The organism is Burkholderia sp. AW49-1 (assembly GCF_053427845.1).
The window spans coordinates 58,995-81,578 of the sequence record NZ_JBSAXF010000018.1; the positions used below are offsets into that span (position 1 = coordinate 58,995).

The following is a 22,584-nucleotide window of genomic DNA, read 5'->3' on the forward strand; positions in this document are numbered from 1 at the left end:
GGCGAGCCTCGTATCGTTGGGGAAGCGGACAGTGTCGCGCCGCGCCGGCCAGGCGCCCAGACGCAGATCGTCCGGCGTACGGACAGCGGCGTACCGGTCGATCAACCGGGCCGGTTGCGCATCCAGTCGGCCGTGTCGTAGAACGAATGCATGAGCCGTTCACGCAGCGGCTCGGCCAACCCGATGTCCTCCATCGCCCACGCCATGCAGCGCAGCCACTGATCGCGCTCGACCGACGCGATCGGGAACGGCAGGTGCCGCGCGCGCAGCCGCGGGTGGCCGAACCGGCTGATGTAGTGATCCGGGCCGCCGAGCCAGCCGCACAGGAACCAGAACAACTTGTCGCGCGAGCCGTCGAGCGACGCCGGATGCAGTGCGCGAATCTCCGCGAACTCGGGCTCGAGGTCCATCAGGTCGTAAAAGCGATCCACCATTTCACGCACGCGGGCTTCGCCGCCCACGAGCTCGAACGCCGTCGGTTGCGACGGCGCCTCATCATTCACATCGGTCATACGAATAATCGGAAACGGGATAGTCGGGGCCGCCGGCGACGCTCAGGCGTCGCGCAGCGACTGCAGCGCCGGGCGCCGCAACACATTATGCAGGCTCAGCCAGCCGGCCGCACCGGCACACGCGACGCCGGCCGCGATGCCGGCCGGCACGAGCCACGGATCGACGGCGAGCTGGAAGTCGAACACGCGCGACGCGAGCACCCAGCCGACCGCGATCGCACCGGCCGACGCCAGCGCGCCGGCCAGCGCGCCGACGACGATGAATTCCGCGCGCTGCACCGCATTGATTTGCGCGCGCGACGCGCCGAGCGCGCGCAGCAGCGCGGCCTCGCGCACGCGCTCGTCGCGCGAGCCGGCGAGCGCCGTGTACAGCACCAGCACGCCCGCCGCGAGCGTGAACGCAAACAGGAACTGCACCGCGCCGACCACCTGCAGCATCATCCGCTGCAACTGGGCGAGGATCGGTGCAACGTCGATCGCGGTCAGGTTCGGGTAGCGCGCGATCAGCGGATCGAGCAGCGCCGCCTGCTCGGCCGGCAGGTGGAAACTCGTCAGGTAGACGGCCGGGAAATCCTTCAGCACGGGCGGCGGCATCAGCACGAAAAAGTTGACGCGGAACGAGCCCCAGTCGAGCTTGCGCACGCTGGTGATCGGCGCATCGACCGTCAGCCCCGTCACGTCGAAGCGCAGCGTGTCGCCCGGCTTCACGTTCAGTGTCTTCGCGAGCCCGGCCTCGATCGAGATCTGCGGGCTGGCCGAGCGGCCGAACCAGTCGCCTTCGACGATCCGGTTGTCGGACGGCAGCTCGGTCGTATACGACAGGTTGAACTCGCGGTCGACGAGCCGGCGCGCCTCGTCCGACGGGTACGCGTCCGGGTTCACCGGCTTGCCGTTGATCGCGACGAGCCGGCCGCGCACCATCGGCGCGGGTACCGCGTCGCGTACGCCGTGCGCGGCGAGCCATGCCGCGACGTCGTCGCGCTGGTCGGGCTGGATGTCGATCAGGAACTGGTTCGGCGCATCGGGCGGCGTCGACTGCCGCCAGCCGGCGACGAGGTCGTTGCGCGTGATCGCGATCAGCAGCAGGCACATCAGGCCCAGCGCGAGCGCGGTGATCTGCAGTGCGCTGGCCGTGCCGCGCCGGTGCAGCGACGCGAGCGCATAGCGCCAACCGACGCCTGCGGCCACGCGCGCATCGCGCACCGCGCGCGCCCCCGCGTACAGCGCGAGCCGTGCGATCAGCGAGAAACCGACCAGGGCGCCCGCGAAGCCGCCCGCGACGATCAGCCCGAGCTTCAGATTGCCCGCCGCGACGATCAACAGCCCCGCGAACAGCACGACGCCGAGCGCGTACAAGGCCCAGGCCGTGCGCGACGCGTCGCCCCAGTCGCGCCGCAGCACGCGCACCGGCGGCACGCGGGTGAGTGGCGCAAGCGGCGGCAGCGCGAAGCCGAGCAGCAGCACGAGCGCGGCGCCGATCCCGACGAGCGCGGGCCAAGGCGTGGGCGGCGGCAGCACGACGTCGATCAGGCTGCCGAGCGCCGCGAGAAGCGCCCAGTGGCCGCCGTAGCCGAGCACCGCGCCGGCGACGCCCGAGACGATGCCGATGCCGGCGAATTCGAGCGCGAACAGCGCGCCGAGCGTGCGACGGCTCACGCCGAGGCAGCGCATCGTCGCGCAGCCGTCCAGATGGCGCCGCATGTAGCGCTGCGCGGCCATCGCGATCGCGACCGCCGCGAGCAGCGCGGTCAGGAGCGCGACGAGCGTCAGGAAATGGCGCGCGCGATCGAGCGTCTGGCGCACCTGCGGCTGGCCTTCCTGCAACGATTCGAGACCGACGCCGCGCAGCTTGCCGCCGTCGACGCGCCCGTGCGCGTAGGCCTCGAAGCGCGCGACGGCCGGTGTGTCGCCGGCCACGAGCAGCCGGTACGTGACGCGGCTGCCGTAACCGGTGAGCCCCGTCGCGGGGAGCTCGTCCGCGCGCATCATCAGCCGCGGCGAGAAATTGACGAACGAGAAACCGCGATCGAGCTCGCGGGAGATCGCCGCGGCGACCGTGAACGTGCGCAGCCCGACGCGCACGGTGTCCCCCGCCTTCAGATGCAATGCGTCGAGCAGCGCGGGATCGGCCCACACGGTACCGGGCGCGGGGATCGCGGCCGCCTTGTGCGCGGCGCTCGCGCCGGCCGGCACGATCTCGACTGCGCCGCGCAGCGGATACCCGGGCGAAACGGCCTTCACGGCCGCGAGGCGCGCGGGCGCCGCGTCGCTCGCCTGCCCGCCGGCGGCCGATGCGATCATGCTCGGGAAGATCGCGGTCGTCGCGGTACGCAGCCCGAGTGCGCGCGCCTCGCGGTCGAACGACGAATCGACGGGATGGTCGGCACGCACGACGAAATCGGCGCCGAGCATCTGGCGCGCGTCGCGCTCGAGCCCCTGGCGCAGCCGGTCGGCGAGGAAGCCGACGCTCGTCAGCGCGGCGACCGCGAGCACCAGCGCCAGCACGAGCAGCGTCAGTTCGCCGGCGCGCCAGTCGCGCGCGGTCATCCGCGCGGCCTGGTGGATCAGGTCGTGCCAGCCGAAGCGGCCGGCATGGCCGGGCCGCCCGGCCGGCGACGGGTCAGTGTGCTGTCGCTCGACGGGGAACGGCGCCTTCAATCGCGCTTGCCCCCGATCGAGTTGAGCCGCGACACCATGTGGTTCGCCATCCCGCGAAAGCCGCCCGACACGCCGCGCCACAGGCGCGGCAGCGCCCAGGCTGACGCCGCGATGAACGCCGCGAGCAGGACGAGGAACGCGAGCGGAACGAAGAACGCGAGTGCGAGGCCGCCGAACACGAGGCCGTCCTCGGTGGACGACGCGACCCAGTTCGAGATCGGCTCGGGAGACAGGTTGATCAGCGCGCGCGTGCCGGCCTTCGCGACGTGGGCGGCACCGGCGAGCGAACCGCCGGCCAGCCCGGCGACCGCGAGCACGGTCGGGTCGGCATGGCCGAGCGCACCGGCGGCCAGCACCGCGCCGGCCGGAATGCGGATGAAGGTGTGCACCGCGTCCCACAGCGAGTCGAACGCGGGAATCTTGTCGGCAAGGAATTCGGTGACGGCGAGCACGGCGGCGGCGCCGATGACCCACGGCGACGTCAGGACCGCGAGCGTGTCCGGCAGATGGAGCCAGCCGACCCGCGCGAGCACGCCGGCGATCAGCACCGTCAGGTAAAGCCGCAGTCCGCTCGCCCATGCGAGCCCCGCGCCGAGCGAAATGGCTTCGATCATGGCCCTCTCCTTGCACCTTTCCGTGCGCTTTGCCGATTGATCGGATCGAGCCGGTACGACCGGCCGCGCGGCGCGTGGCGACCGGCGCCGCTGCCGAGCGCGGCGCGGCGACATTCAGGCCCGAATGCGTTCCATTATAGACAGGCTGGCACGAGGGCCGGCGCAATTCCGCAGTGCGTCACGGCCGGGCACCGGCGCCGGCCGGCGCCCGGCGCGGCGGCGTCAGGCGGCCGACGACAGCTTGAGGCCGACCAGTCCGAGCACGATCAGCGACGCGCTCGCGACGCGGGCGGCGGTGAGCGCCTCGCCCATCATCACGATCCCGAACACGAACGCGCCGACCGCGCCGATGCCCGTCCACACCGCATACGCGGTGCCGAGCGGCAACTGGCGCATCGCGACCGCGAGCAGCCCGAAGCTGGCGAGCGCCGTCACGATCGTAAACACCGACGGTCCGAGCTTCGTGAAACCCTCGGACGATTTCATGCCGGCGGCCCAGGCCACTTCCAGCAAACCGGCAATCAACAACAATACCCACGCCATCTCGACGTACTCCGGATCGGATGGGGCCGTCCCCGTTGAAGCGAATGACCCGAGGTCGTCCCCAGGCGGCGCCGAGTATAACAAGGCGCTTACGGGCATGCCGGATGCCCCGGTCCGGGGGACGAACGGGGGATCGGGCCGACGCCCGGCGCAGCCACACCCGCCCTGCGGCGTCCAGCCTCAGTTCGACACGCGCTTGGCGCCGCCGCCGCCGATGCAGCGGTCGTCGCGGTACAACGCCCATTCGTCGCACACGCGGCCGTCCTTGAACACGCACGTGCCGACCTGCCCGCTCGGCAGGTTGCGGATCACGTGGCGGCCGCCGAGCTTTTCGCAATTGACCGACGCGGGATTGGCGAGCGCCTGCTGCGGCGCCGAAGGCTGCTGCCCGGGCGGCAGCGGCTGCGCGAACGCGCCGGGCGCGGCAAGCGCCAGCGCACTGATGACGACGAGACGGACGGACATGGCACGCTCCTCGGTTTCGTTCGCGGAACGGTCAGCATAGCGGGGAATCCGTGGCTGGTGTGCACGGCCGGCGCATGCGGCGGCAATGTCGCGCCGATGCAACTTCATCGGCGCGACGGCCTTGCATTCAGACCACGTCACGCGGCATGCCGCGACCGTCACGCAGCGCCGACGAGCCGGTAGCCGACACCCGTTTCGGTGACGATGTGCTCGGGTTGCGCGGGATCGCGCTCGAGCTTCTGGCGAAGATGCGCCATGTAGATGCGCAGATAGTGATGGCTCTCGACGTGCGACGGCCCCCACACGTCGCGCAACAGTTGACGGTGCGTGAGCACGCGCCCCGCATGCCGCACGAGCGTCGCGAGCAGCCGGTATTCGAGCGGCGTCAGGTGCACGATCTCGCCGTCGCGCCACACCTGGCGCAGCGCGAGATCGACGGTCACGTCGCCGAAGCCCACCTTCGGCGATTCGTTCGCGCCGCCCTGGTTGCGTCGGCGCAGTTGCGCACGGATCCGCGCGCGCAGCTCGGACACGCCGAACGGCTTGGTGAGGTAGTCGTCGGCGCCCGCGTCGAGCGCGGCGACCTTCTCCTCTTCCTGCGTGCGCGCGGACAGCACGATCACCGGCACCTCGGACCAGCCGCGCAACTCGCGGATCACGTCGAGGCCGTCGGTGTCGGGCAGGCCGAGATCGACGATCACGAGATCGGGCTTGCGGGTCGCCGCGTCGATCAGCCCCTGCTTGCCCGTCTCCGCCTCGAACACGGCGATGTCCTCCTCTTCGAGCGCGGCGCGCACGAAGCGGCGGATCTGTTTCTCGTCCTCGATCAGGACGACGGTCAGGCTCGGTTCACTCATGGTCTGGCAATGGCTCGGAGGGGGACGATGCGCCGGGCACGTCGATTTCGTCGTCGGGTACGGCAGGCACGGCCGGCGGCGTGTCGACCGGCAGCGTGAACCAGAAGCGCGCGCCCGTCACGCGGCCGTCGGGCGCGGTACGGTTGAGCGCGCCGATTTTACCGCCGTGCGCCTCGACGATCGCGCGGCAGATCGCGAGGCCGAGCCCGATGCCCGGCGTCGCCGATTCCTTCTCGCCGCGCGTGAACTTGTCGAAGATCCGCGTTTCCATGCCGGCCGGCAGGCCCGGGCCGTGATCGTCGACGTGCACGCGCACGAACGGCTGGCCGTCGTCGGTCACGCGCTCGGCGCCGATCTCGATCGACGTATCGGGCGGCGTGTACTTCGCCGCGTTCTCGAACAGGTTGGCGAACAGCCGCTCCATCAGCACCGCGTCCATCTGCAGGAGCGGCAGGTCGGCCGGCAGCGACACGCGCGCGGGATGCCGCGCGAGCACGCGCTTGCATGCGGCGAGCGCGGCGCCGACGGTTTCCTCGAGCAGCGACCACTGGCGCTTGAGCTGCAGGCTGCCGGCCTGCAGCCGCGCCATGTCGAGCAGGTTCGTGACGATGCCCGTCATCCGCAGCGCCTCGTCGTGGATCGCGTCGACCAGCTCGCCCTCGCGCTGCGCGAAGCGTTCGGCCGCCGCGGCGTCGCCGTCCTGTGCGGCCGCACGCCCGTTCGCGAGCATCGACGAAAAACCGACGATCGTCGTGAGCGGCGTGCGCAGGTCGTGCGAGATCGCCGACAGCAGCGAGTTGCGCAGCCGCTCGGACTCCATGTTGACGAGCGCGTCGCGCGCGATCTCGACGTAGTGCACGCGCTCGAGCGCGAGCGCGATCTGCGCGGCGAACGCATCGAGCATCCGCAGCTGCTCGGGCACCTCGAGCTCCCGCGGGTCGCGCGACGCGACCGCGAGCACGCCGCGCGTGCGCATCGGCGCCTTCAGCGGCAGGTACAGCGCGGCGGTCGCGGGCAGCGTGTCGGTGCCGCGGCCGGCCGGCTTCTGCTGGTCGTACACCCACTGGCCGACGTCGCTGTCGAGATCCGCGCCCGTCAGCGTGACGACCGCATCGGGCTCCTCGATCTTCTGCCGCACCTGGTCCGCGCTGTCGGGCAGCAGGAACGCCACGCGCGCGCGGAACACCTCGCCCACGTGGCGGCTGCCGATCTCGACGATCTGCTCGGTCGTCAACGCCGCGCCGAGTTCGCGCGCCATCGCGTAGATCGCGCCGGTGCGGCGCTCGCGACGCTGCGCGATGCTCGCCTGGCGCGTCAGCGTCGACGTCAGGTGACTGATCACGAGCGACGTCAGCAGCATCCCGAAGAAGGTCAGCAGGTACTGCGTGTCGCTGACCGAGAACGACATGCGCGGCGGCACGAAGAAGAAATCGAACGCGGCGACCGACAGGAACGACTGCAGCACGCCCGGGCCGCGCCCGAGCCGCACGGCGGAGAATACGACGCCGAGCAGGTACAGCATCACGAGGTTCGTCAGGTCGAGCCGCTCGGACACGATGCTCGCGACGCCGGTGATCGCCGCGCAGATCGCGGCCGCGTACAGGTAGTGACGCGGCGGCGAACGCCGCATGCCGAATTGCGCGAACGCGTCGCGCCAGTCGCGTGCGCGCGCGTCGAGCGGCGTCGCGCGCACTTCGTCGCTCGCCGACGCACGGATCAGCATCAGGTCGACGTCACCCGCGCGTTCGGCGAGCTTTTCGCCGAACGGCCGCGCGAAGCGGCGCGCGAGCCCGACCTTCGGCGAGCCGCCCGCGACGAGCTTCGACACGTTGCGCACCTTCGCGTAGCCGATCAGCGCGGCGACCGCGTCGTCGCCGGCGAGCGTGGCCGTCTCCGCGCCGAGCTCGGCCGCGAGCTTCAGCGCGTCGAGCGTGCGCTGCCGCCGCGCGTCGGGCAGCCGCTGCAGGCGCGGTGTCTCCACATAGACGGCGATCCAGTCGGCCTTCAGGCTCGCGGCGAGCCGCGCGGCCGCCCGCACGAGCGTCGGCGCCTCGGGGCCGGGCCCGACGCACACGAGCAACCGCTCGCGCGCCTGCCAGATACGCTGAATCGAACGGTCGGCGCGGTATTCGCGCATCTGCGCGTCGACGCGGTCGGCCGTGCGCCGCAGCGCCAGTTCGCGCAGCGCGATCAGGTTGCCCTTGCGGAAGAAGTTGCGCACCGCGCGCTCGGCCTGCTGCGCGAGATAGACCTTGCCGTCGCGCATCCGCGCGAGCAGTTCCTCGGCCGGCAGGTCGACCAGCGTGACCTCGTCGGCCGCGTCGAACACGCGGTCGGGCACGGTCTCCCACACGCGGATGCCGGTGATCGCGCCGACCACGTCGTTCAGGCTTTCGAGATGCTGGACGTTGACGGTGGTGTACACGTCGATGCCGGCGTCGAGCAGTTCGTAGACGTCCTGCCAGCGCTTCAGGTGACGTGCGCCCTGCACGTTCGAATGCGCAAGCTCGTCGACGAGGATCAGTTGCGGCGCACGCGCGAGCGCGCCGTCGAGATCGAATTCGGCGAGCGTGCGGCCGCGATAGTCGATGCGCGCGAGCGGCAGCACGTCGAGGCCGTCGAGCAGCGCGGCGGTTTCGCTGCGGCCGTGGGTCTCGACAATGCCGACGACGACGTCGACGCCATCCTGCTTGCGCTGGCGCGCGGCCTGCAGCATCGCGTAGGTCTTGCCGACGCCGGCGGACGCGCCGAAGAAGATCTTGAGCTGGCCGCGCCGCTGCTTTTCTTCGTCGCGCTGCAGCTTGTCGAGGAGTTGGTCGGGATCGGGGCGGTTCATGCGTCGGGAAGGCGAAGCGCGGGATGGCGAACGAGTACCGTCATTGTTGTTCCAAATCGCCGCAAAAGGCAAAGACGGCGCATGCGCCGTCGGAAAGGCGCGTCCGGCGCGGATCGGGCCGCGCCGGACGCCGGTTGTCGCACACGCTCAGTGCGCGGCCTGCGCCGCGTCGAGCGCGAGGTTCAGCTTCAGCACGTTCACGCGCGGCTCGCCGAGCACGCCGAACTGGCGGCCGGCCGTGTTCGCGGCGACGAGCTGCGCGACCGCATCGGCCGTCAGGTTGCGCGCCTTCGCGACGCGCTCGATCTGGTACGCGGCGGCGGCCGGCGTGATCTCCGGATCGAGGCCGCTCGCCGACGCCGTCACGAGGTCGACGGGCACGGGCTTCGACATGTCGGTGCCCGCGTCGCGCAGCGCGGCGATGCGCGCCTTCACCTGGTCGGCGAGCGACGGGTTCAGCGGGCCGAGGTTCGAGCCGCCGGAGCCCGTCGCGTTGTACGGCATCGGCGACGTGGCCGACAGCCGGCCCCAGAAATACTTCGGAGCATCGAACGGCTGGCCGATCAGCGCGGAGCCGACCGCCTTGCCGTCCTTCTCGATCAGGCTGCCGTTCGCCTGCGACGGGAACACGGCCTGGCCGAACACGGTCATCACGGCCGGGTAGGCGAGCCCCGTCACGACGGTCAGTACGACGAAGATCACGACGAGCGGGCGAATCAACGATTTCATGATGGTTGTTCCTTCAGGTACGGCGCATCAGGCCCAGCCGAGCGCGGCGAGCGTCATGTCGATCAGCTTGATGAACGGGAACGGCAGCAGCACGCCGCCGAGGCCGTACACCAGCAGGTTGCGGCGCAGCAACGACGCGGCGCCGAGCGGCCGGTAGGTGACGCCCTTCAGCGCGAGCGGGATCAGCGCGACGATGATCAGCGCGTTGAAGATCACCGCCGACAGGATCGCCGACGCCGGCGACGTCAAATGCATGATGTCGAGCACGCGCAGCTGCGGGTACGTCGTCACGAACGCGGCCGGGATGATCGCGAAGTACTTCGCGATGTCGTTCGCGATCGAGAACGTCGTCAGCGAGCCGCGCGTCATCAGCATCTGCTTGCCGATCTCGACGATCTCGATCAGCTTCGTCGGGTTCGAGTCGAGGTCGACCATGTTGCCGGCTTCCTTCGCCGCCTGCGTGCCGGTATTCATCGCCACCGCCACGTCGGCCTGCGCGAGCGCCGGCGCGTCGTTGGTGCCGTCGCCCGTCATCGCGACGAGGCGCCCCGCCGCCTGGTGTTCGCGGATCGTCGCGAGCTTGGTTTCCGGCGTCGCTTCCGCGAGGAAATCGTCGACGCCCGCTTCCGCCGCGATCGCCGCGGCGGTGAGCCGGTTGTCGCCCGTCACCATCACGGTCTTGATGCCCATCTTGCGCAGTTCCGCGAAGCGCTCCTTGATGCCGCCCTTCACGATGTCCTTCAGCTCGATCACGCCGAGCACGCGCGCCGCGCCGTCATGCAGGTCGGCCACGACGAGCGGCGTGCTGCCGCGGCGCGCGACGTCGTCGACCGCACGGCGCACTTCGTCCGGAAAGCGGCTGCCGTGCGTCTCGACGTAGCGGCGGATCGCATCGGCCGCGCCCTTGCGGATTTCACGGCCGGGCAGATCGACGCCGCTCATCCGCGTCTGCGCGGAGAAGCCGAGGAACGTCGCATGCAGTTGCGCCATGTCGCGCTGGCGGATGTTGAAGCGTTCCTTCGCGAGCACGACGATGCTGCGGCCCTCCGGCGTTTCGTCGGCGAGCGACGACAGCTGCGCGGCGTCGGCCAGCGCTTCCTCGGTCACGCCCGGCGCGGGCACGAACATCGACGCCTGGCGGTTGCCGAGCGTGATCGTGCCGGTCTTGTCGAGCAGCAGCACGTCGACGTCGCCGGCCGCTTCCACCGCGCGGCCCGACGTCGCGATCACGTTCGCCTGCATCATCCGGCTCATCCCGGCCACGCCGATCGCGGACAGCAGCCCGCCGATCGTCGTCGGGATCAGGCACACGAGCAGCGCGACGAGCACGGTGATCGTCACCACGTGGCCGGCCTTCATCGCGTCGACCGCGAACATCGAGAACGGCAGCAGCGTCGCCGTCGCGAGCAACATCACGATCGTCAGCGCGACGAGCAGGATCGTCAGCGCGACCTCGTTCGGCGTCTTCTTGCGCTTCGCGCCTTCGACCATCGCGATCATCCGGTCGAGGAACGCCTCGCCCGGGTTCGCCGTGACCTTCACGACGATCCAGTCGGACAGCACGCGCGTGCCGCCCGTCACCGACGAGAAGTCGCCGCCGGATTCGCGGATCACCGGCGCGGATTCGCCGGTGATCGCCGATTCGTCGACCGATGCGACGCCCTCGACGACTTCGCCGTCGGCCGGGATCACGTCGCCGGCCTCGACCAGCACGACATCGCCCTTGCGCAGGTCGGACGCGGTCGTGATGCGGATCGGCGACTTCGGATGCGGCTCGTTGAGCTTCTTCGCCATCACATCCTTCTTCGCGCTGCGCAGCGATGCGGCCTGCGCCTTCGAGCGCCCTTCGGCGAGCGCTTCGGCGAAGTTCGCGAACAGCACCGTGAACCACAGCCACAGCGCGATCGCGAGGATGAAGCCCGCCGGCGCCTCGGCCTGGCCGACGAGCGCCGCGATCCACAGGATCGTGGTCAGGATGCTGCCGACGTACACGCAGAACATCACCGGGTTGCGGAACTGCGTGCGCGGCGTGAGTTTCTTGAACGAATCCACGATCGCCGGACGCAGCAGCGCCGGATCGAACATGGACCGTGTTGCGGAATGTTGAGTCATTGCGATCTCTTCAATCTCTTCAGTCTTTGCAAGGTGTCGCCATGCGGGCGCGCATCACGCGCCCAGCCACATCATCAGATGCTCGACGCCCGGGCCGAGCGCGAGCGCCGGCACGTAGGTCAGCGCGCCCACCAGCATCACGGTGCCGAGCAGCAGCACGACGAACAGCGGGCCGTGCGTCGGCAGCGTGCCGCTCGTCACGGCGATGCGCTTCTTCGCGGCAAGCGAGCCGGCGATCGCCAGCACCGGCACGATCGTGCCGAAGCGGCCGAACCACATCGCGATCGCGGTCATCCAGTTGTAGAACGGCGTGCCGACCGTCAGGCCCGCGAACGCGCTGCCGTTGTTGTTCGCGGCCGAGCTGAACGCGTACAGGATTTCCGAGAAGCCGTGCGGCCCCGGGTTCGCGATGCCGGCACGGCCCGCATCGGCGAGCACCGCGATCGACGTGCCGACCAGCACGAGCAGCGGCGTGAGCAGCACGACGATCGACACCATCTTCATCTCGTACGACTCGATCTTCTTGCCGACGTATTCCGGCGTGCGGCCGATCATCAGGCCCGCGACGAACACCGCGAGCAGCGCGAACACGAGCATCCCGTAGAGGCCGGAGCCGACGCCGCCGTAGATCACCTCGCCGAGCTGCATCAGCAACATCGGCACGAGACCGCCGAGCGGCGTCAGCGAATCGTGCATCGTGTCGACCGCGCCGCACGACGCGGCCGTCGTCGCGACCGTGAAGATGCCGGTCTGCGCGATGCCGAAGCGCGTTTCCTTGCCTTCCATGTTGCCGCCCGGTTGCAGCGCGCTCGTCGACTGGTCGACGTGCAGCGCGGCGAGCGTCGGGTTGCCGGCCTGCTCGGCGCTCACCTCGACGCCGATCGCGATCGCGAACGCGACCGTCATCGCCGCGAGCACCGCGATGCCCTGCCGGCGGTCGCCGATCATCCGGCCGAACACGAGGGCCAGCGCGGCCGGGATGATCAGGATCGAGAAGATCTGCAGGAAGTTCGCGAACGGCGTCGGGTTCTCGTACGGGTGCGCGGAGTTCGCGTTGAAGAAGCCGCCGCCGTTGGTGCCGAGCATCTTGATCGCTTCCTGCGACGCGACCGGGCCCATCGCGAGCGTCTGCTTCACGAGCGGCGTGGGCACCGTCACCGGGTTGCCCTTGTCGTCCTTGACCGGATTGCCCTGCGCGTCGAGCTTCGGCGCCGCGTAGGTGCTCGCCTGCAGCACCGGCACGTCCTGGTACGCCTTCATGTTCTGGATCACGCCCTGGCTCATCAGCAGCGCGGCGACGAGCGCGGCCATCGGCACGAGCACGTACAGCGTCACGCGCGTGAGGTCGACCCAGAAGTTGCCGATCGTCTGCGCGGTATGACGCGCGAAGCCGCGGATCAGTGCGATCACGACCACGATGCCCGTTGCCGCCGACAGGAAGTTCTGCACGGTCAGGCCGAGCATCTGCGTCAGGTAGCTGACGGTCTGCTCGGGCGTGTAGTCCTGCCAGTTGGTGTTGGTGACGAAGCTGACGGCCGTGTTGAACGCACCGTCGGCCGTCATCGCGCCGAACTGCTGCGGATTGCCGGGCAGGAAGCCCTGCAGGCGCAGCAGGCCGTACAGGAACAGCGCGCCGAGCGCGTTGAACGCGATCGTGGCGATCGCATACTGCTTCCAGTTCATTTCGGTGCCGGCGTCGACGCCGGCGATGCGGTACAGCGCGCGCTCGAGCGGCCCGAACACGCGCACGACACGCGAACTGCCGTCCATCACGCCCGTGAGGTAGCGCGCGACCGGCACGGCCGCCGCGAGCAGCACGACGATGAACAGCAGTATCTGCAACAGGTTGTTCGCGTTCATTCGATGTCCTCCGCGCGCAGCAGCGCAAAGACGAGATACGCGAACAGCAGGGCCGTCGAGGCACCCGCGAGCCAAAGCATCCAGGTCATGCGCGCCCCCCGCGACCGTATTGCACGAGCTTCTCGCAACCGGCAAGCAAACCGAGGATCAGCGCGGTGAACAACACCAGTGCGCCGATGAAAACCCCATCCATTTTTGTGTTCTCCGTCGTCGAAATCGGACGACTAGAACCTTATGGGAACGCGCGTAAAGGTCGGGTCAAAGCTGATCGGGCCGGTATAAAAAGCCCGTAAACGCGTGCGGCGGAAACCGGCGGGCGGGACGAAGACGGAGCGGGCGGCGGCCAGCGCCGCCCGTCGGGGTGCGTGCCGGCGTGGCGCCGGCACGAAGGGATGGGTCAGGGAACGAGGATCGTCGAGCCGGTCGTCTTGCGCGACTCGAGGTCGGCATGCGCGCGGCCGACTTCCGCGAGCGGATAGCGCTGGTTGATGCTCGTCTTCACCTTGCCCGACAGGATCACGTCGAACAGCTCGGCCGCCGCGGATTCGAGATCCGCACGCTTCGCGATGTACGAGAACAGCGTCGGCCGCGTGAAGAACAGCGAACCGCGCGACGAGAACTCCTTCGAGTCGATCGCCGGCAGCGGGCCCGATGCATTGCCGAAGCTGACGAAAAACCCGAGCGGCGCGAGGCAGTCGAGCGAACCGATGTAGGTGTCCTTGCCGATCGAGTCATAGACGACCGGCACACCCGCGCCGTTCGTGATTTCCTTCACGCGCTGCGTGAAGTTCTCGCGCGTATAGACGATCGGATGATCGCAGCCGTGCGCCTTCGCGAGCGCGGCCTTCTCGTCGGAGCCGACCGTCCCGATCACGGTCGCGCCGAGCGCCTTCGCCCATTGGCACACGAGCAGGCCGACACCGCCGGCCGCCGCGTGGATCAGGATCGTGTCACCGGCCTTGACCGGGTACGTGCGGCGCAGCAGGTAATGTGCGGTCAGCCCCTGCAGCATCACCGATGCCGCGTCGTCGTAGCTGATCCCGTCGGGCAGTTTCACGAGCCGCTCGGCCGGCATCACGCGTTCCTGCGCATACGCGCCCGGCGGCTGCCCGACGTAGGCGACGCGATCGCCCGCCTTGAGCGCGGTCACGCCGTCGCCGACGGCCGTCACCTCGCCCGCCGCCTCCATCCCGAGGCCGCCGGGCAGCGGCTGCGGATAGAGGCCGGTGCGGAAATACACGTCGATATAGTTGAGCCCGACCGCATGCTGCCGGATACGGACTTCGCCCGCCTTCGGCTCGCCGACCTCGACATCGACCCACTTCATCACGTCCGGGCCGCCCGGCTGGTCGTATCGGATTGCTTTCGGCATCGTTTCGCTCCTCGTTTCTGAATCGGTCAGGGGATGTTCGGGTCGCCGACGCGGGCCGGTGCCGATCGGTACGGGACCGGCGGCGGTGCGCGTCGCGACGCCCGATTCTCGCGCGTCACGGCCGGGCGTGCATGGCCCTGCCGTCAGCAAGGGCAATCAGGCCGGCGGCCGACTAGCAAACGTCCTGCATGTTGCGCGCCAGATCGTCGAGCAGCATCCGCGCGGTCGCCACGTTCGTCGCGACCGGCACGTCGTGCACGTCGCACGCGCGCACCAGCGCGGTGATGTCCGGATCGTGCGGCTGCGCGGTCATCGGGTCGCGCAGGAACACGACGATGTCGACGCGGCCTTCGGCCAGTTCCGCCCCGATCTGCAGGTCGCCGCCGAGCGGCCCCGACAGCTTGCGCTCGACCTCGAGCCCGTGCGCGGCGGCGATGCGGCCGCCCGTCGTGCCCGTTCCGACCAGCCTGCATTGCGCGAGCGTCTCGCGGTACTGGCCCGCGAGCGCGACGATCTCGTCCTTCTTCGCGTCGTGCGCGATCAATGCGATGCGGGGTTTGCTCATCTCCATTTCCTTCGTGGTTCGATTGTTGTCGTATGTCTGAATGGCGGTGCGCGGGTCAGAACGTGCCCGGATACGCGCCGCCGTCGAGCAGCCAGTTCTGGCCGGTGATGTAGCCGGCATGCACGCTGCAGAGGAACGCGCACGCCGCGCCGAATTCGGTACGCGTGCCGAGGCGCCCGGCCGGGATTTCCTTCGCGCGCCGCGCGCGCATCTCGTCGACCGTCACGCCCTGCGCCTTCGCCGACGCCGCGAGCGTCGTCGCGATCCGGTCGGTGTCGAACAGCCCGGGCAGCAGATTATTGATCGTCACGCCCTGCCCGGCGACCTTGCGCGACAGCCCCGCGACGAAGCCGGTCAGCCCCGAGCGCGCGCCGTTCGACAGCGCGAGCACGTCGATCGGCGCCTTCACGGCCGAACTCGTGATGTTGACGATCCGGCCGAAACCGCGCCCGATCATCCCGTCGACGGTCGCGCGGATCAGCTCGATCGGCGTCAGCATGTTCGACTCCAGCGCGCGGATCCAGTCGTCGTGCGAGAAATCGCGGAAGTCGCCGGGCGGCGGACCGCCGGCATTCGTCACGAGAATGTCCGGCTGCGGGCAGGCGGCGAGCGCGGCCACGCGGCCGTCGGGCGTCGTGATGTCGCAGGCGACGGCGGTGATCGACACGTTCGACGCGGCGCGGATCTGCTCCGCGGTTTCCTCCAGCGTGTCGCGCGTGCGCGCGACGATCACGAGATTCACGCCCTCGGCGGCCAGCGCTTCCGCGCAGCCGCGTCCGAGCCCCTTGCTCGCCGCGCACACGAGCGCGGTCTTTCCTGCGATGCCGAGATCCATCGTCGATTCCCTTATGGCGACGCGCGCCGGCGCGGCCCGGCCGCATCGCCGGACGGGCGAACGGGCGCGAACGGCCGAACACGGCGCGCGGATTGTCCTGAGACGTCGATAATATCCGGATCACGCGGCGCGCCTTGGTAAAATTGCGGCCATAAGCGGCGGCCGGCATGGCGCCATCGCCGCCCCGATCCCCTTTTGCCGCCAAGGCACCCCGTCATGAAACAGGACAGCCGTTTCCCGAATCTCTTCATCACCGATCACCCGCTGATCCAGCACAAGCTGACCCACATGCGCGACAAGGACACGTCGACGCGCACGTTCCGCGAACTGCTGCGCGAGATCACGCTGCTGATGGGCTACGAGATCACCCGTAACCTGCCGATCACGACCAAGCGGGTCGAAACCCCGCTCGTGGCGGTCGACGCGCCGGTGATCGCGGGCAAGAAGCTTGCGATCGTGCCCGTGCTGCGCGCCGGCATCGGGATGTCGGACGGCCTGCTCGACCTGGTGCCGTCCGCGCGCGTCGGCCACATCGGCGTCTACCGCGCCGAGGATCATCGCCCGGTCGAATATCTGGTGCGCCTGCCCGATCTCGAGGATCGCATCTTCATCCTGTGCGACCCGATGGTCGCGACCGGTTATTCTGCCGTGCACGCAGTCGACGTGCTCAAGCGCCGTAACGTGCCGGCCGCGAACATCATGTTCGTCGCGCTGGTCGCCGCGCCCGAGGGCGTGCAGGTGTTCCAGGACGCGCACCCGGACGTGAAGCTGTTCGTCGCGTCGCTCGACTCGCACCTGAACGAGCACGCGTACATCGTGCCGGGCTTGGGCGACGCGGGCGACCGCCTGTTCGGCACCAAGAACTGACGCACGCCGCCACCGGGTCGCACGGCCCGGCACGCCGAGCGGCCCGCCCGGCCGTTCGGCCATGCACGGCGGCCCCGAAGCGACGGTCGCCGCGTGATAAAATCACGTTCCACTCGACACGCGCGGCCCCGCGGCATCACGCCCGCCCAGACGGCCGCCGATTCAACGACACATTGGCACAATCGCCCGCGCAGCGCGCCCGGGCACGGAGAAAGGTATGGCTGGTCATTCGAAATGGGCCAACATCAAGCATAAGAAGGCAGCGGCCGACGCGAAGCGCGGCAAGATCTGGACCCGCCTGATCAAGGAAATCCAGGTCGCGGCCCGGCTCGGCGGCGGCGACGCCAGCTCGAACCCGCGTCTGCGTCTCGCGGTCGACAAGGCAGCCGACGCGAACATGCCGAAGGACAACGTCAAGCGCGCGATCGACCGCGGCGTCGGCGGCGCGGACGGCGCGAACTACGAAGAAATCCGTTACGAAGGCTACGGCATCAGCGGCGCGGCGATCATCGTCGACACGCTGACCGACAACCGCACCCGCACGGTCGCGGAAGTCCGTCATGCATTCTCGAAGTTCGGCGGCAACATGGGCACCGACGGTTCGGTCGCGTTCATGTTCGATCACGTCGGCCAGTTCCTGTTCGCGCCCGGCACGTCGGAAGACGCGCTGATGGAAGCGGCGCTCGAAGCCGGCGCGGACGACGTCAGCACGAACGACGACGGCTCGATCGAAGTGCTGTGCGACTGGCAGGCCTTCTCGGCGGTGAAGGACGCGCTCGAAGCCGCGGGCTTCAAGGCCGAACTCGCCGAAGTGACGATGAAGCCGCAGAACGAAGTCGAATTCACCGGCGACGATGCGGCGAAGATGCAGAAGCTCCTGGACGCGCTCGAGAACCTCGACGACGTGCAGGAGGTGTATACGAACGCCGTCATCGTCGAGGAATGAGATGCCGGCCGCCGTGCGCATCGTCGCGACGGCGGCCCGACCGATTTCGCGGCCGGCGCGCCTGAGCGTGCCGGCCGCCCTGTTTTCTAGTCTGCGGGGAATCCCATGAAACTACTCGTCGTCGGTTCCGGCGGCCGCGAACATGCGCTGGCGTGGAAGCTCGCGCAGTCGCCGCGTGTCCAGATGGTCTACGTCGCGCCCGGCAATGGCGGCACGGCGCAGGACGAGCGTCTGAAGAACGTCGACATCACGTCGCTCGAAGCATTGGCCGATTTCGCGGAAAGCGAAGGCGTCGCGTTCACGCTCGTCGGCCCGGAAGCGCCGCTCGCGGCCGGCATCGTCAACCTGTTCCGCGCACGCGGCCTGAAGGTGTTCGGCCCGACCCGCGAAGCCGCGCAGCTCGAAAGCTCGAAGGATTTCGCGAAGGCGTTCATGAAGCGCCACGGCATCCCGACCGCCGACTACGAAACCTTCTCCGACGTCGCCGCCGCGCACGCGTACATCGACGCGAAGGGTGCGCCGATCGTCGTGAAGGCCGACGGCCTCGCGGCCGGCAAGGGTGTCGTCGTCGCGATGTCGCTGGAAGAAGCGCATGCCGCGGTCGACATGATGCTGTCGGGCAACAAGCTCGGCGACGCCGGCGCGCGCGTCGTGATCGAGGAATTCCTCGACGGCGAGGAAGCGAGCTTCATCGTGATGGTCGACGGCAAGCATGCGCTGGCGCTGGCTTCCAGCCAGGACCACAAGCGCCTGCTCGACGAGGACCGCGGCCCGAACACGGGCGGCATGGGCGCCTACTCGCCCGCGCCGATCGTCACGCCGCAGATGCACGCACGCGTGATGCGCGAAATCATCATGCCGACGGTGCGCGGGATGGAGAAGGACGGCATCCGCTTCACGGGCTTCCTGTATGCGGGCCTGATGATCGACAAGGAAGGCAATCCGCGCACGCTCGAGTTCAACTGCCGGATGGGCGACCCCGAGACGCAGCCGATCATGGCGCGCCTGAAGAGCGATTTCTCGAAGGTCGTCGAACAGGCGATCGCGGGCACGCTCGACACGGTCGAGCTCGACTGGGACCGCCGCACCGCGCTCGGCGTCGTGCTGGCCGCGCACGGCTATCCGGACGCGCCGCGCAAGGGCGACCGCATCAACGGGATCCCGGCCGAGACCGAACAGGCCGTGACGTTCCATGCGGGCACGACGCTCGCCGAAGGCGACAAGCTCGTCACGTCGGGCGGCCGCGTGCTGTGCGTGGTCGGTCTCGCCGATTCGGTGCGTGAAGCGCAGCAGCATGCGTACGACACGATCAACCAGATCAATTTCGAAGGCATGCAGTACCGCCGCGACATCGGCTTTCGCGCGCTGAACCGCAAGAGCGCGTGACGCCCTGACCGCCGCCTTGCCGTCGCAAGCGGCGGCCTCCTCTGCCGGGGTTCGATAGAATGCCCGGCAGATGCCTTTTTTACGGCCCCCGCTTCGCGCGGAGGCACCCAGTTCAGACATGACCGATTCGACCTACGACGTGGCGCGCGTGCGCACGTACCTCCAGGGCCTGCAGACACGCATCGCCGACGCGCTCGGCGCGCTCGACGGCACGCCGCTCGCGACCGATGCGTGGCAGCGCGGGCCGGAAGAGCGCCTGCGCGGCGGCGGCTGCACGCGGATTCTCGAAGGCGGCCGCGTGTTCGAGCGCGCGGGGATCGGTTTTTCCGACGTCGCGGGCGACGCGCTGCCGCCGTCGGCGAGCGCCGCGCGCCCGCAGCTGGCCGGCCGCGGCTTCGAGGCGCTCGGCGTGTCGCTCGTCCTGCACCCGCGCAACCCGTACTGCCCGACGGTGCACATGAACGTGCGGATGCTGATCGCGACGAAGCCCGGCGAGGCGCCGATCTTCTGGTTCGGCGGCGGGATGGATCTGACACCGGTTTATCCGTTCGAGGACGACGCGCGCCATTTCCACCAGACCTGCAAGGACGCGCTCGATCCGTTCGGCGCCGAGCTCTACCCGCGTTTCAAGACGTGGTGCGACGAGTATTTCTTCCTGAAGCACCGCAACGAGACGCGCGGCGTCGGCGGGATCTTCTTCGACGACTTCTCCGAACCCGGATTCGAACGCTCGTTCGAGATGATGCAGAGCGTCGGCGACGCGTTCCTGAATGCGTATCTGCCGATCGTCGAACGCCGCGTCGCGCTGCCGTACGGCGAGCGCGAACGCGACTTCCAGGCTTACCGGCGCGGCCGCTATGTGGAATTCAACCTCGTGTTCGACCGCGGCACGCTGTTCGGCCTGCAAAGCGGCGGCCGAACCGAATCGATCCTGATGTCGATGCCGCCGGTCGCGAACTGGCGCTACAACTGGCAACCCGAGCCGGGCTCGCCCGAAGCGCGCCTGAGCGAGTTCCTCGTGCCGCGCGACTGGGTCTGAGCCCGCCGCGCCCCGCCGCCCCAAGAACAGGACACGTTTTTCTGAACACCACCGCCCGCCCCGCCCCGCAGCCGCGAACGCCGTCACGTCGCATCGGCCTGCTGGGCGGCACGTTCGATCCGATCCACGACGGCCACCTCGCGCTCGCGCGCCGGTTCGCCGACGTGCTCGGCCTGACCGAGCTCGTGCTGCTGCCCGCCGGGCAGCCTTATCAGAAGCGCGACGTGTCGGCCGCCGAGCATCGGCTCGCGATGACGCGCGCCGCTGCCGGCTCGCTGTCCCTGCCCGGCGTGACGATCACCGTCGCGACCGACGAGATCGAGCACGCGGGGCCGACCTATACGGTCGAGACGCTCGCGCGCTGGCGCGAGCGGATCGGCCCCGACGCTTCGCTGTCGCTGCTGATCGGCGCGGACCAGCTGGTGCGGCTCGACACGTGGCGCGACTGGCGCAAGCTGTTCGACTACGCGCACGTGTGCGCGTCGACGCGCCCGGGCTTCGACCTCGGCACGGCGCCGCCGGCCGTCGCGCAGGAAATCGCGCGGCGGCAGGCCGGCGCCGACGTGCTGAAAGCGACACCGGCCGGCCATCTGCTGATCGACACGACGCTGGCGTTCGATATCGCCGCAACCGACATCCGTGCGCACCTGCGCGAATGCATCGCGCGTCACGCGCAAATGCCCGATGCGTCGGCCGAGCATGTGCCGGCCGCCGTCTGGGCCTATATTCTTCAACATCGTCTCTACCATTCCTGATTCCATGGATATCCGCAAACTGCAGCGCGTGATCGTCGACGCTCTCGAAGACATCAAGGCGCAAGACATCAAGGTGTTCAACACCAGCCACCTGACCGAACTGTTCGACCGCGTGATCGTCGCGTCGGGCACGTCGAACCGCCAGACCAAGGCGCTCGCGTCGAGCGTGCGCGACAAGGTCAAGGAAGCCGGCGGCGACATCGTCAGCTCCGAGGGCGAAGACACGGGCGAATGGGTGCTGGTCGATTGCGGCGACGCCGTCGTCCACATCCTGCAACCGGCGCTGCGCCAGTACTACAACCTCGAGGAAATCTGGGGCGACAAGCCCGTGCGGATGAAGCTCGGCGGCGGCAAGGGCCCGAACGGCGTCGCGACGGCCGGCGAAAACGAGGACGACGAGGAAGAAGCGCCCGCACGCCCGGCGCGCAAGACGGCGGCCCGCCGCCGCTGACCCGCAGCGAATCGTCCCGATGAAGCTTTTCATCCTCGCGGTCGGCCACAAGATGCCCGGCTGGATCGCGTCCGGCTTCGACGAATACACGAAGCGCATGCCGCCCGAGCTGCGCATCGAGCTGCGCGAGATCAAGCCCGAACTGCGTTCGGGCGGCCGCAGCGCGGAAAGCGTGATGGCGGCCGAGCGGCAGAAGATCGAGGCCGCGTTGCCGAAGGGCGCGCGCATCGTCGCGCTCGACGAGCGCGGCCGCGACTGGACCACCATGCAGCTCGCGCAGGCGCTGCCCGGCTGGCAGCAGGACGGCCGTGACGTCGCGTTCGTGATCGGCGGCGCCGACGGGCTCGATCCGGAACTCAAGGCGCGCGCCGACCTGCTGCTGCGCATTTCGAGCATGACGCTGCCGCACGGGATGGTGCGCGTGCTGCTCGCCGAACAGCTTTACCGGGCGTGGAGCATCACGCAGAATCACCCCTACCACCGCGCATGACGCGTCGTCCTCGGGACGCGCGGCGCGCGCGCTCAACGAGATAACGACACCATGCCGTCCAGCACGCCCCCCGCCCTTTTTCCGACCCTTTACCTCGCTTCGCAAAGCCCGCGCCGCCAGGAGCTGCTGCAGCAGATCGGCGTGCGCTTCGAATTGCTGCTGCCGCGCCCCGACGAGGACGCCGAGGCGCTCGAAGCCGAACTGCCCGGCGAAGCCGCCGATGCGTACGTCCGGCGCGTGACCGTCGCGAAGGCCGAGGCCGCGCGTGCGCGCCTCGTCGCGAGCGGCAAGCCGGCCGCGCCGGTGCTGGTTGCGGACACCACCGTGACGATCGACGGCGCGATCCTCGGCAAGCCGGCCGATGCCGCCGACGCGCTCGCGATGCTGACCCGCCTCGCGGGCCGCGAACACGAGGTGCTGACCGCGGTCGCGGTGATCGGTGCCGACGGCGAACTGCTGCCGCCCGCGCTGTCGCGCTCGTCGGTGCGCTTCGCGGCCACGCCGCGCGAGGCGTTCGAACGTTACGTCGACACCCGAGAACCGTTCGGCAAGGCCGGCGCCTACGCGATCCAGGGGCGCGCGGCCGAATTCATCGAGCGAATCGAAGGCTCCCATTCGGGTATCATGGGTCTGCCCCTCTTTGAGACCGCGGCACTGCTGCGCGCCGCGCGCGTCGACTTCTGAATCCCACC

Annotated in this window: 22 protein-coding genes; 8 read left to right on the plus strand and 14 right to left on the minus strand. The window is 69.4% G+C overall.

The features are described 5' to 3' along the window. Nucleotides 1-101 precede the first annotated feature (101 nt). From ACV22W_RS23840 to ACV22W_RS23905, 14 genes are all read right to left on the minus strand, one after another. Complete coding sequence (locus tag ACV22W_RS23840; RefSeq protein WP_059533253.1) at nt 102-512, minus strand: group II truncated hemoglobin; 411 nt, start codon at nt 510-512, stop codon at nt 102-104. 42 nt (nt 513-554) lie between these two features. After that, complete coding sequence (locus ACV22W_RS23845; RefSeq protein WP_448022201.1) at nt 555-3,059, minus strand: ABC transporter permease; 2,505 nt, start codon at nt 3,057-3,059, stop codon at nt 555-557. Between the two features lie 107 nt (nt 3,060-3,166). Then, nucleotides 3,167-3,784: a DUF4126 domain-containing protein gene (locus ACV22W_RS23850; RefSeq protein WP_040144699.1), complete on the minus strand. Its 618-nt coding sequence runs from the start codon at nt 3,782-3,784 to the stop codon at nt 3,167-3,169. Nucleotides 3,785-4,006: 222 nt separating this feature from the next. Further along, nucleotides 4,007-4,327 (minus strand): quaternary ammonium compound efflux SMR transporter SugE, encoded by a 321-nt coding sequence (sugE, locus tag ACV22W_RS23855; protein WP_059533257.1) that lies wholly within the window; start codon nt 4,325-4,327, stop codon nt 4,007-4,009. A 180-nt stretch (nt 4,328-4,507) separates the two neighbouring features. After that, the gene (locus ACV22W_RS23860) at nt 4,508-4,792 is read right to left on the minus strand and encodes a putative hemolysin (RefSeq protein WP_448022155.1); all 285 of its coding nucleotides are present in this window, start codon (nt 4,790-4,792) and stop codon (nt 4,508-4,510) included. A 158-nt stretch (nt 4,793-4,950) separates the two neighbouring features. Beyond that, a complete protein-coding gene (gene kdpE, locus ACV22W_RS23865) occupies nt 4,951-5,649 on the minus strand; it encodes a two-component system response regulator KdpE (protein WP_448022157.1) in 699 nt (232 codons plus the stop codon). Further along, nucleotides 5,642-8,485 carry a DUF4118 domain-containing protein gene (locus ACV22W_RS23870; protein WP_448022158.1) on the minus strand — a complete coding sequence of 948 codons (2,844 nt, stop codon included), beginning with the start codon at nt 8,483-8,485 and terminating at the stop codon, nt 5,642-5,644. Before ACV22W_RS23870 ends, kdpE begins: the two co-directional genes overlap by 8 nt. Nucleotides 8,486-8,632: 147 nt before the next feature. Next, the gene (gene kdpC / locus ACV22W_RS23875) at nt 8,633-9,214 is read right to left on the minus strand and encodes a potassium-transporting ATPase subunit KdpC (RefSeq protein ID WP_059689394.1); all 582 of its coding nucleotides are present in this window, start codon (nt 9,212-9,214) and stop codon (nt 8,633-8,635) included. A 27-nt stretch (nt 9,215-9,241) separates the two neighbouring features. Then, nucleotides 9,242-11,326 carry a potassium-transporting ATPase subunit KdpB gene (gene kdpB / locus ACV22W_RS23880; RefSeq protein ID WP_448022161.1) on the minus strand — a complete coding sequence of 695 codons (2,085 nt, stop codon included), beginning with the start codon at nt 11,324-11,326 and terminating at the stop codon, nt 9,242-9,244. A 54-nt stretch (nt 11,327-11,380) separates the two neighbouring features. Then, entirely contained in the window at nt 11,381-13,186 is a 1,806-nt protein-coding gene (kdpA, locus tag ACV22W_RS23885; RefSeq protein WP_448022163.1) for a potassium-transporting ATPase subunit KdpA, read from the minus strand. Then, the gene (gene kdpF, locus ACV22W_RS23890) at nt 13,183-13,275 is read right to left on the minus strand and encodes a K(+)-transporting ATPase subunit F (RefSeq protein ID WP_006752209.1); all 93 of its coding nucleotides are present in this window, start codon (nt 13,273-13,275) and stop codon (nt 13,183-13,185) included. The genes kdpA and kdpF overlap by 4 nt, the downstream gene beginning before the upstream one ends. Nucleotides 13,276-13,583: 308 nt before the next feature. Next, nucleotides 13,584-14,558 carry a quinone oxidoreductase family protein gene (locus ACV22W_RS23895; protein ID WP_448022165.1) on the minus strand — a complete coding sequence of 325 codons (975 nt, stop codon included), beginning with the start codon at nt 14,556-14,558 and terminating at the stop codon, nt 13,584-13,586. Nucleotides 14,559-14,730: 172 nt separating this feature from the next. Continuing rightward, nucleotides 14,731-15,123, minus strand: coding sequence for a methylglyoxal synthase (locus tag ACV22W_RS23900; protein WP_059533273.1), 393 nt, complete (start codon nt 15,121-15,123; stop codon nt 14,731-14,733). Between the two features lie 55 nt (nt 15,124-15,178). Beyond that, nucleotides 15,179-15,958: an SDR family oxidoreductase gene (locus ACV22W_RS23905; protein ID WP_448022167.1), complete on the minus strand. Its 780-nt coding sequence runs from the start codon at nt 15,956-15,958 to the stop codon at nt 15,179-15,181. Between the two features lie 216 nt (nt 15,959-16,174). On the opposite strand from ACV22W_RS23905, the gene upp reads away from it, so the two are divergent. The 8 genes from upp (at nt 16,175) to ACV22W_RS23945 (ending at nt 22,576) form a co-directional block, all read left to right on the plus strand. Next, nucleotides 16,175-16,825, plus strand: a complete 651-nt coding sequence (upp, locus tag ACV22W_RS23910) for a uracil phosphoribosyltransferase (protein ID WP_006478229.1) — start codon at nt 16,175-16,177, stop codon at nt 16,823-16,825. Nucleotides 16,826-17,042: 217 nt separating this feature from the next. Then, complete coding sequence (locus ACV22W_RS23915) at nt 17,043-17,771, plus strand: YebC/PmpR family DNA-binding transcriptional regulator (RefSeq protein WP_044844700.1); 729 nt, start codon at nt 17,043-17,045, stop codon at nt 17,769-17,771. A 105-nt stretch (nt 17,772-17,876) separates the two neighbouring features. Continuing rightward, complete coding sequence (gene purD, locus ACV22W_RS23920) at nt 17,877-19,157, plus strand: phosphoribosylamine--glycine ligase (protein WP_448022169.1); 1,281 nt, start codon at nt 17,877-17,879, stop codon at nt 19,155-19,157. 118 nt (nt 19,158-19,275) lie between these two features. Beyond that, the gene (gene hemF, locus ACV22W_RS23925) at nt 19,276-20,196 is read left to right on the plus strand and encodes an oxygen-dependent coproporphyrinogen oxidase (RefSeq protein WP_448022171.1); all 921 of its coding nucleotides are present in this window, start codon (nt 19,276-19,278) and stop codon (nt 20,194-20,196) included. Next, nucleotides 20,193-20,951, plus strand: a complete 759-nt coding sequence (locus tag ACV22W_RS23930; RefSeq protein ID WP_448022202.1) for a nicotinate-nucleotide adenylyltransferase — start codon at nt 20,193-20,195, stop codon at nt 20,949-20,951. Before hemF ends, ACV22W_RS23930 begins: the two co-directional genes overlap by 4 nt. A gap of 4 nt (nt 20,952-20,955) precedes the next feature. Beyond that, nucleotides 20,956-21,402: a ribosome silencing factor gene (rsfS, locus tag ACV22W_RS23935; RefSeq protein WP_448022173.1), complete on the plus strand. Its 447-nt coding sequence runs from the start codon at nt 20,956-20,958 to the stop codon at nt 21,400-21,402. 19 nt (nt 21,403-21,421) lie between these two features. Then, on the plus strand, nt 21,422-21,892 hold the full coding sequence (gene rlmH / locus ACV22W_RS23940) for a 23S rRNA (pseudouridine(1915)-N(3))-methyltransferase RlmH (protein WP_044844705.1): 471 nt from the start codon (nt 21,422-21,424) through the stop codon (nt 21,890-21,892). A 51-nt stretch (nt 21,893-21,943) separates the two neighbouring features. Continuing rightward, nucleotides 21,944-22,576, plus strand: a complete 633-nt coding sequence (locus tag ACV22W_RS23945) for a Maf family protein (protein ID WP_448022175.1) — start codon at nt 21,944-21,946, stop codon at nt 22,574-22,576. The last annotated feature ends 8 nt before the right edge of the window (nt 22,577-22,584 follow it).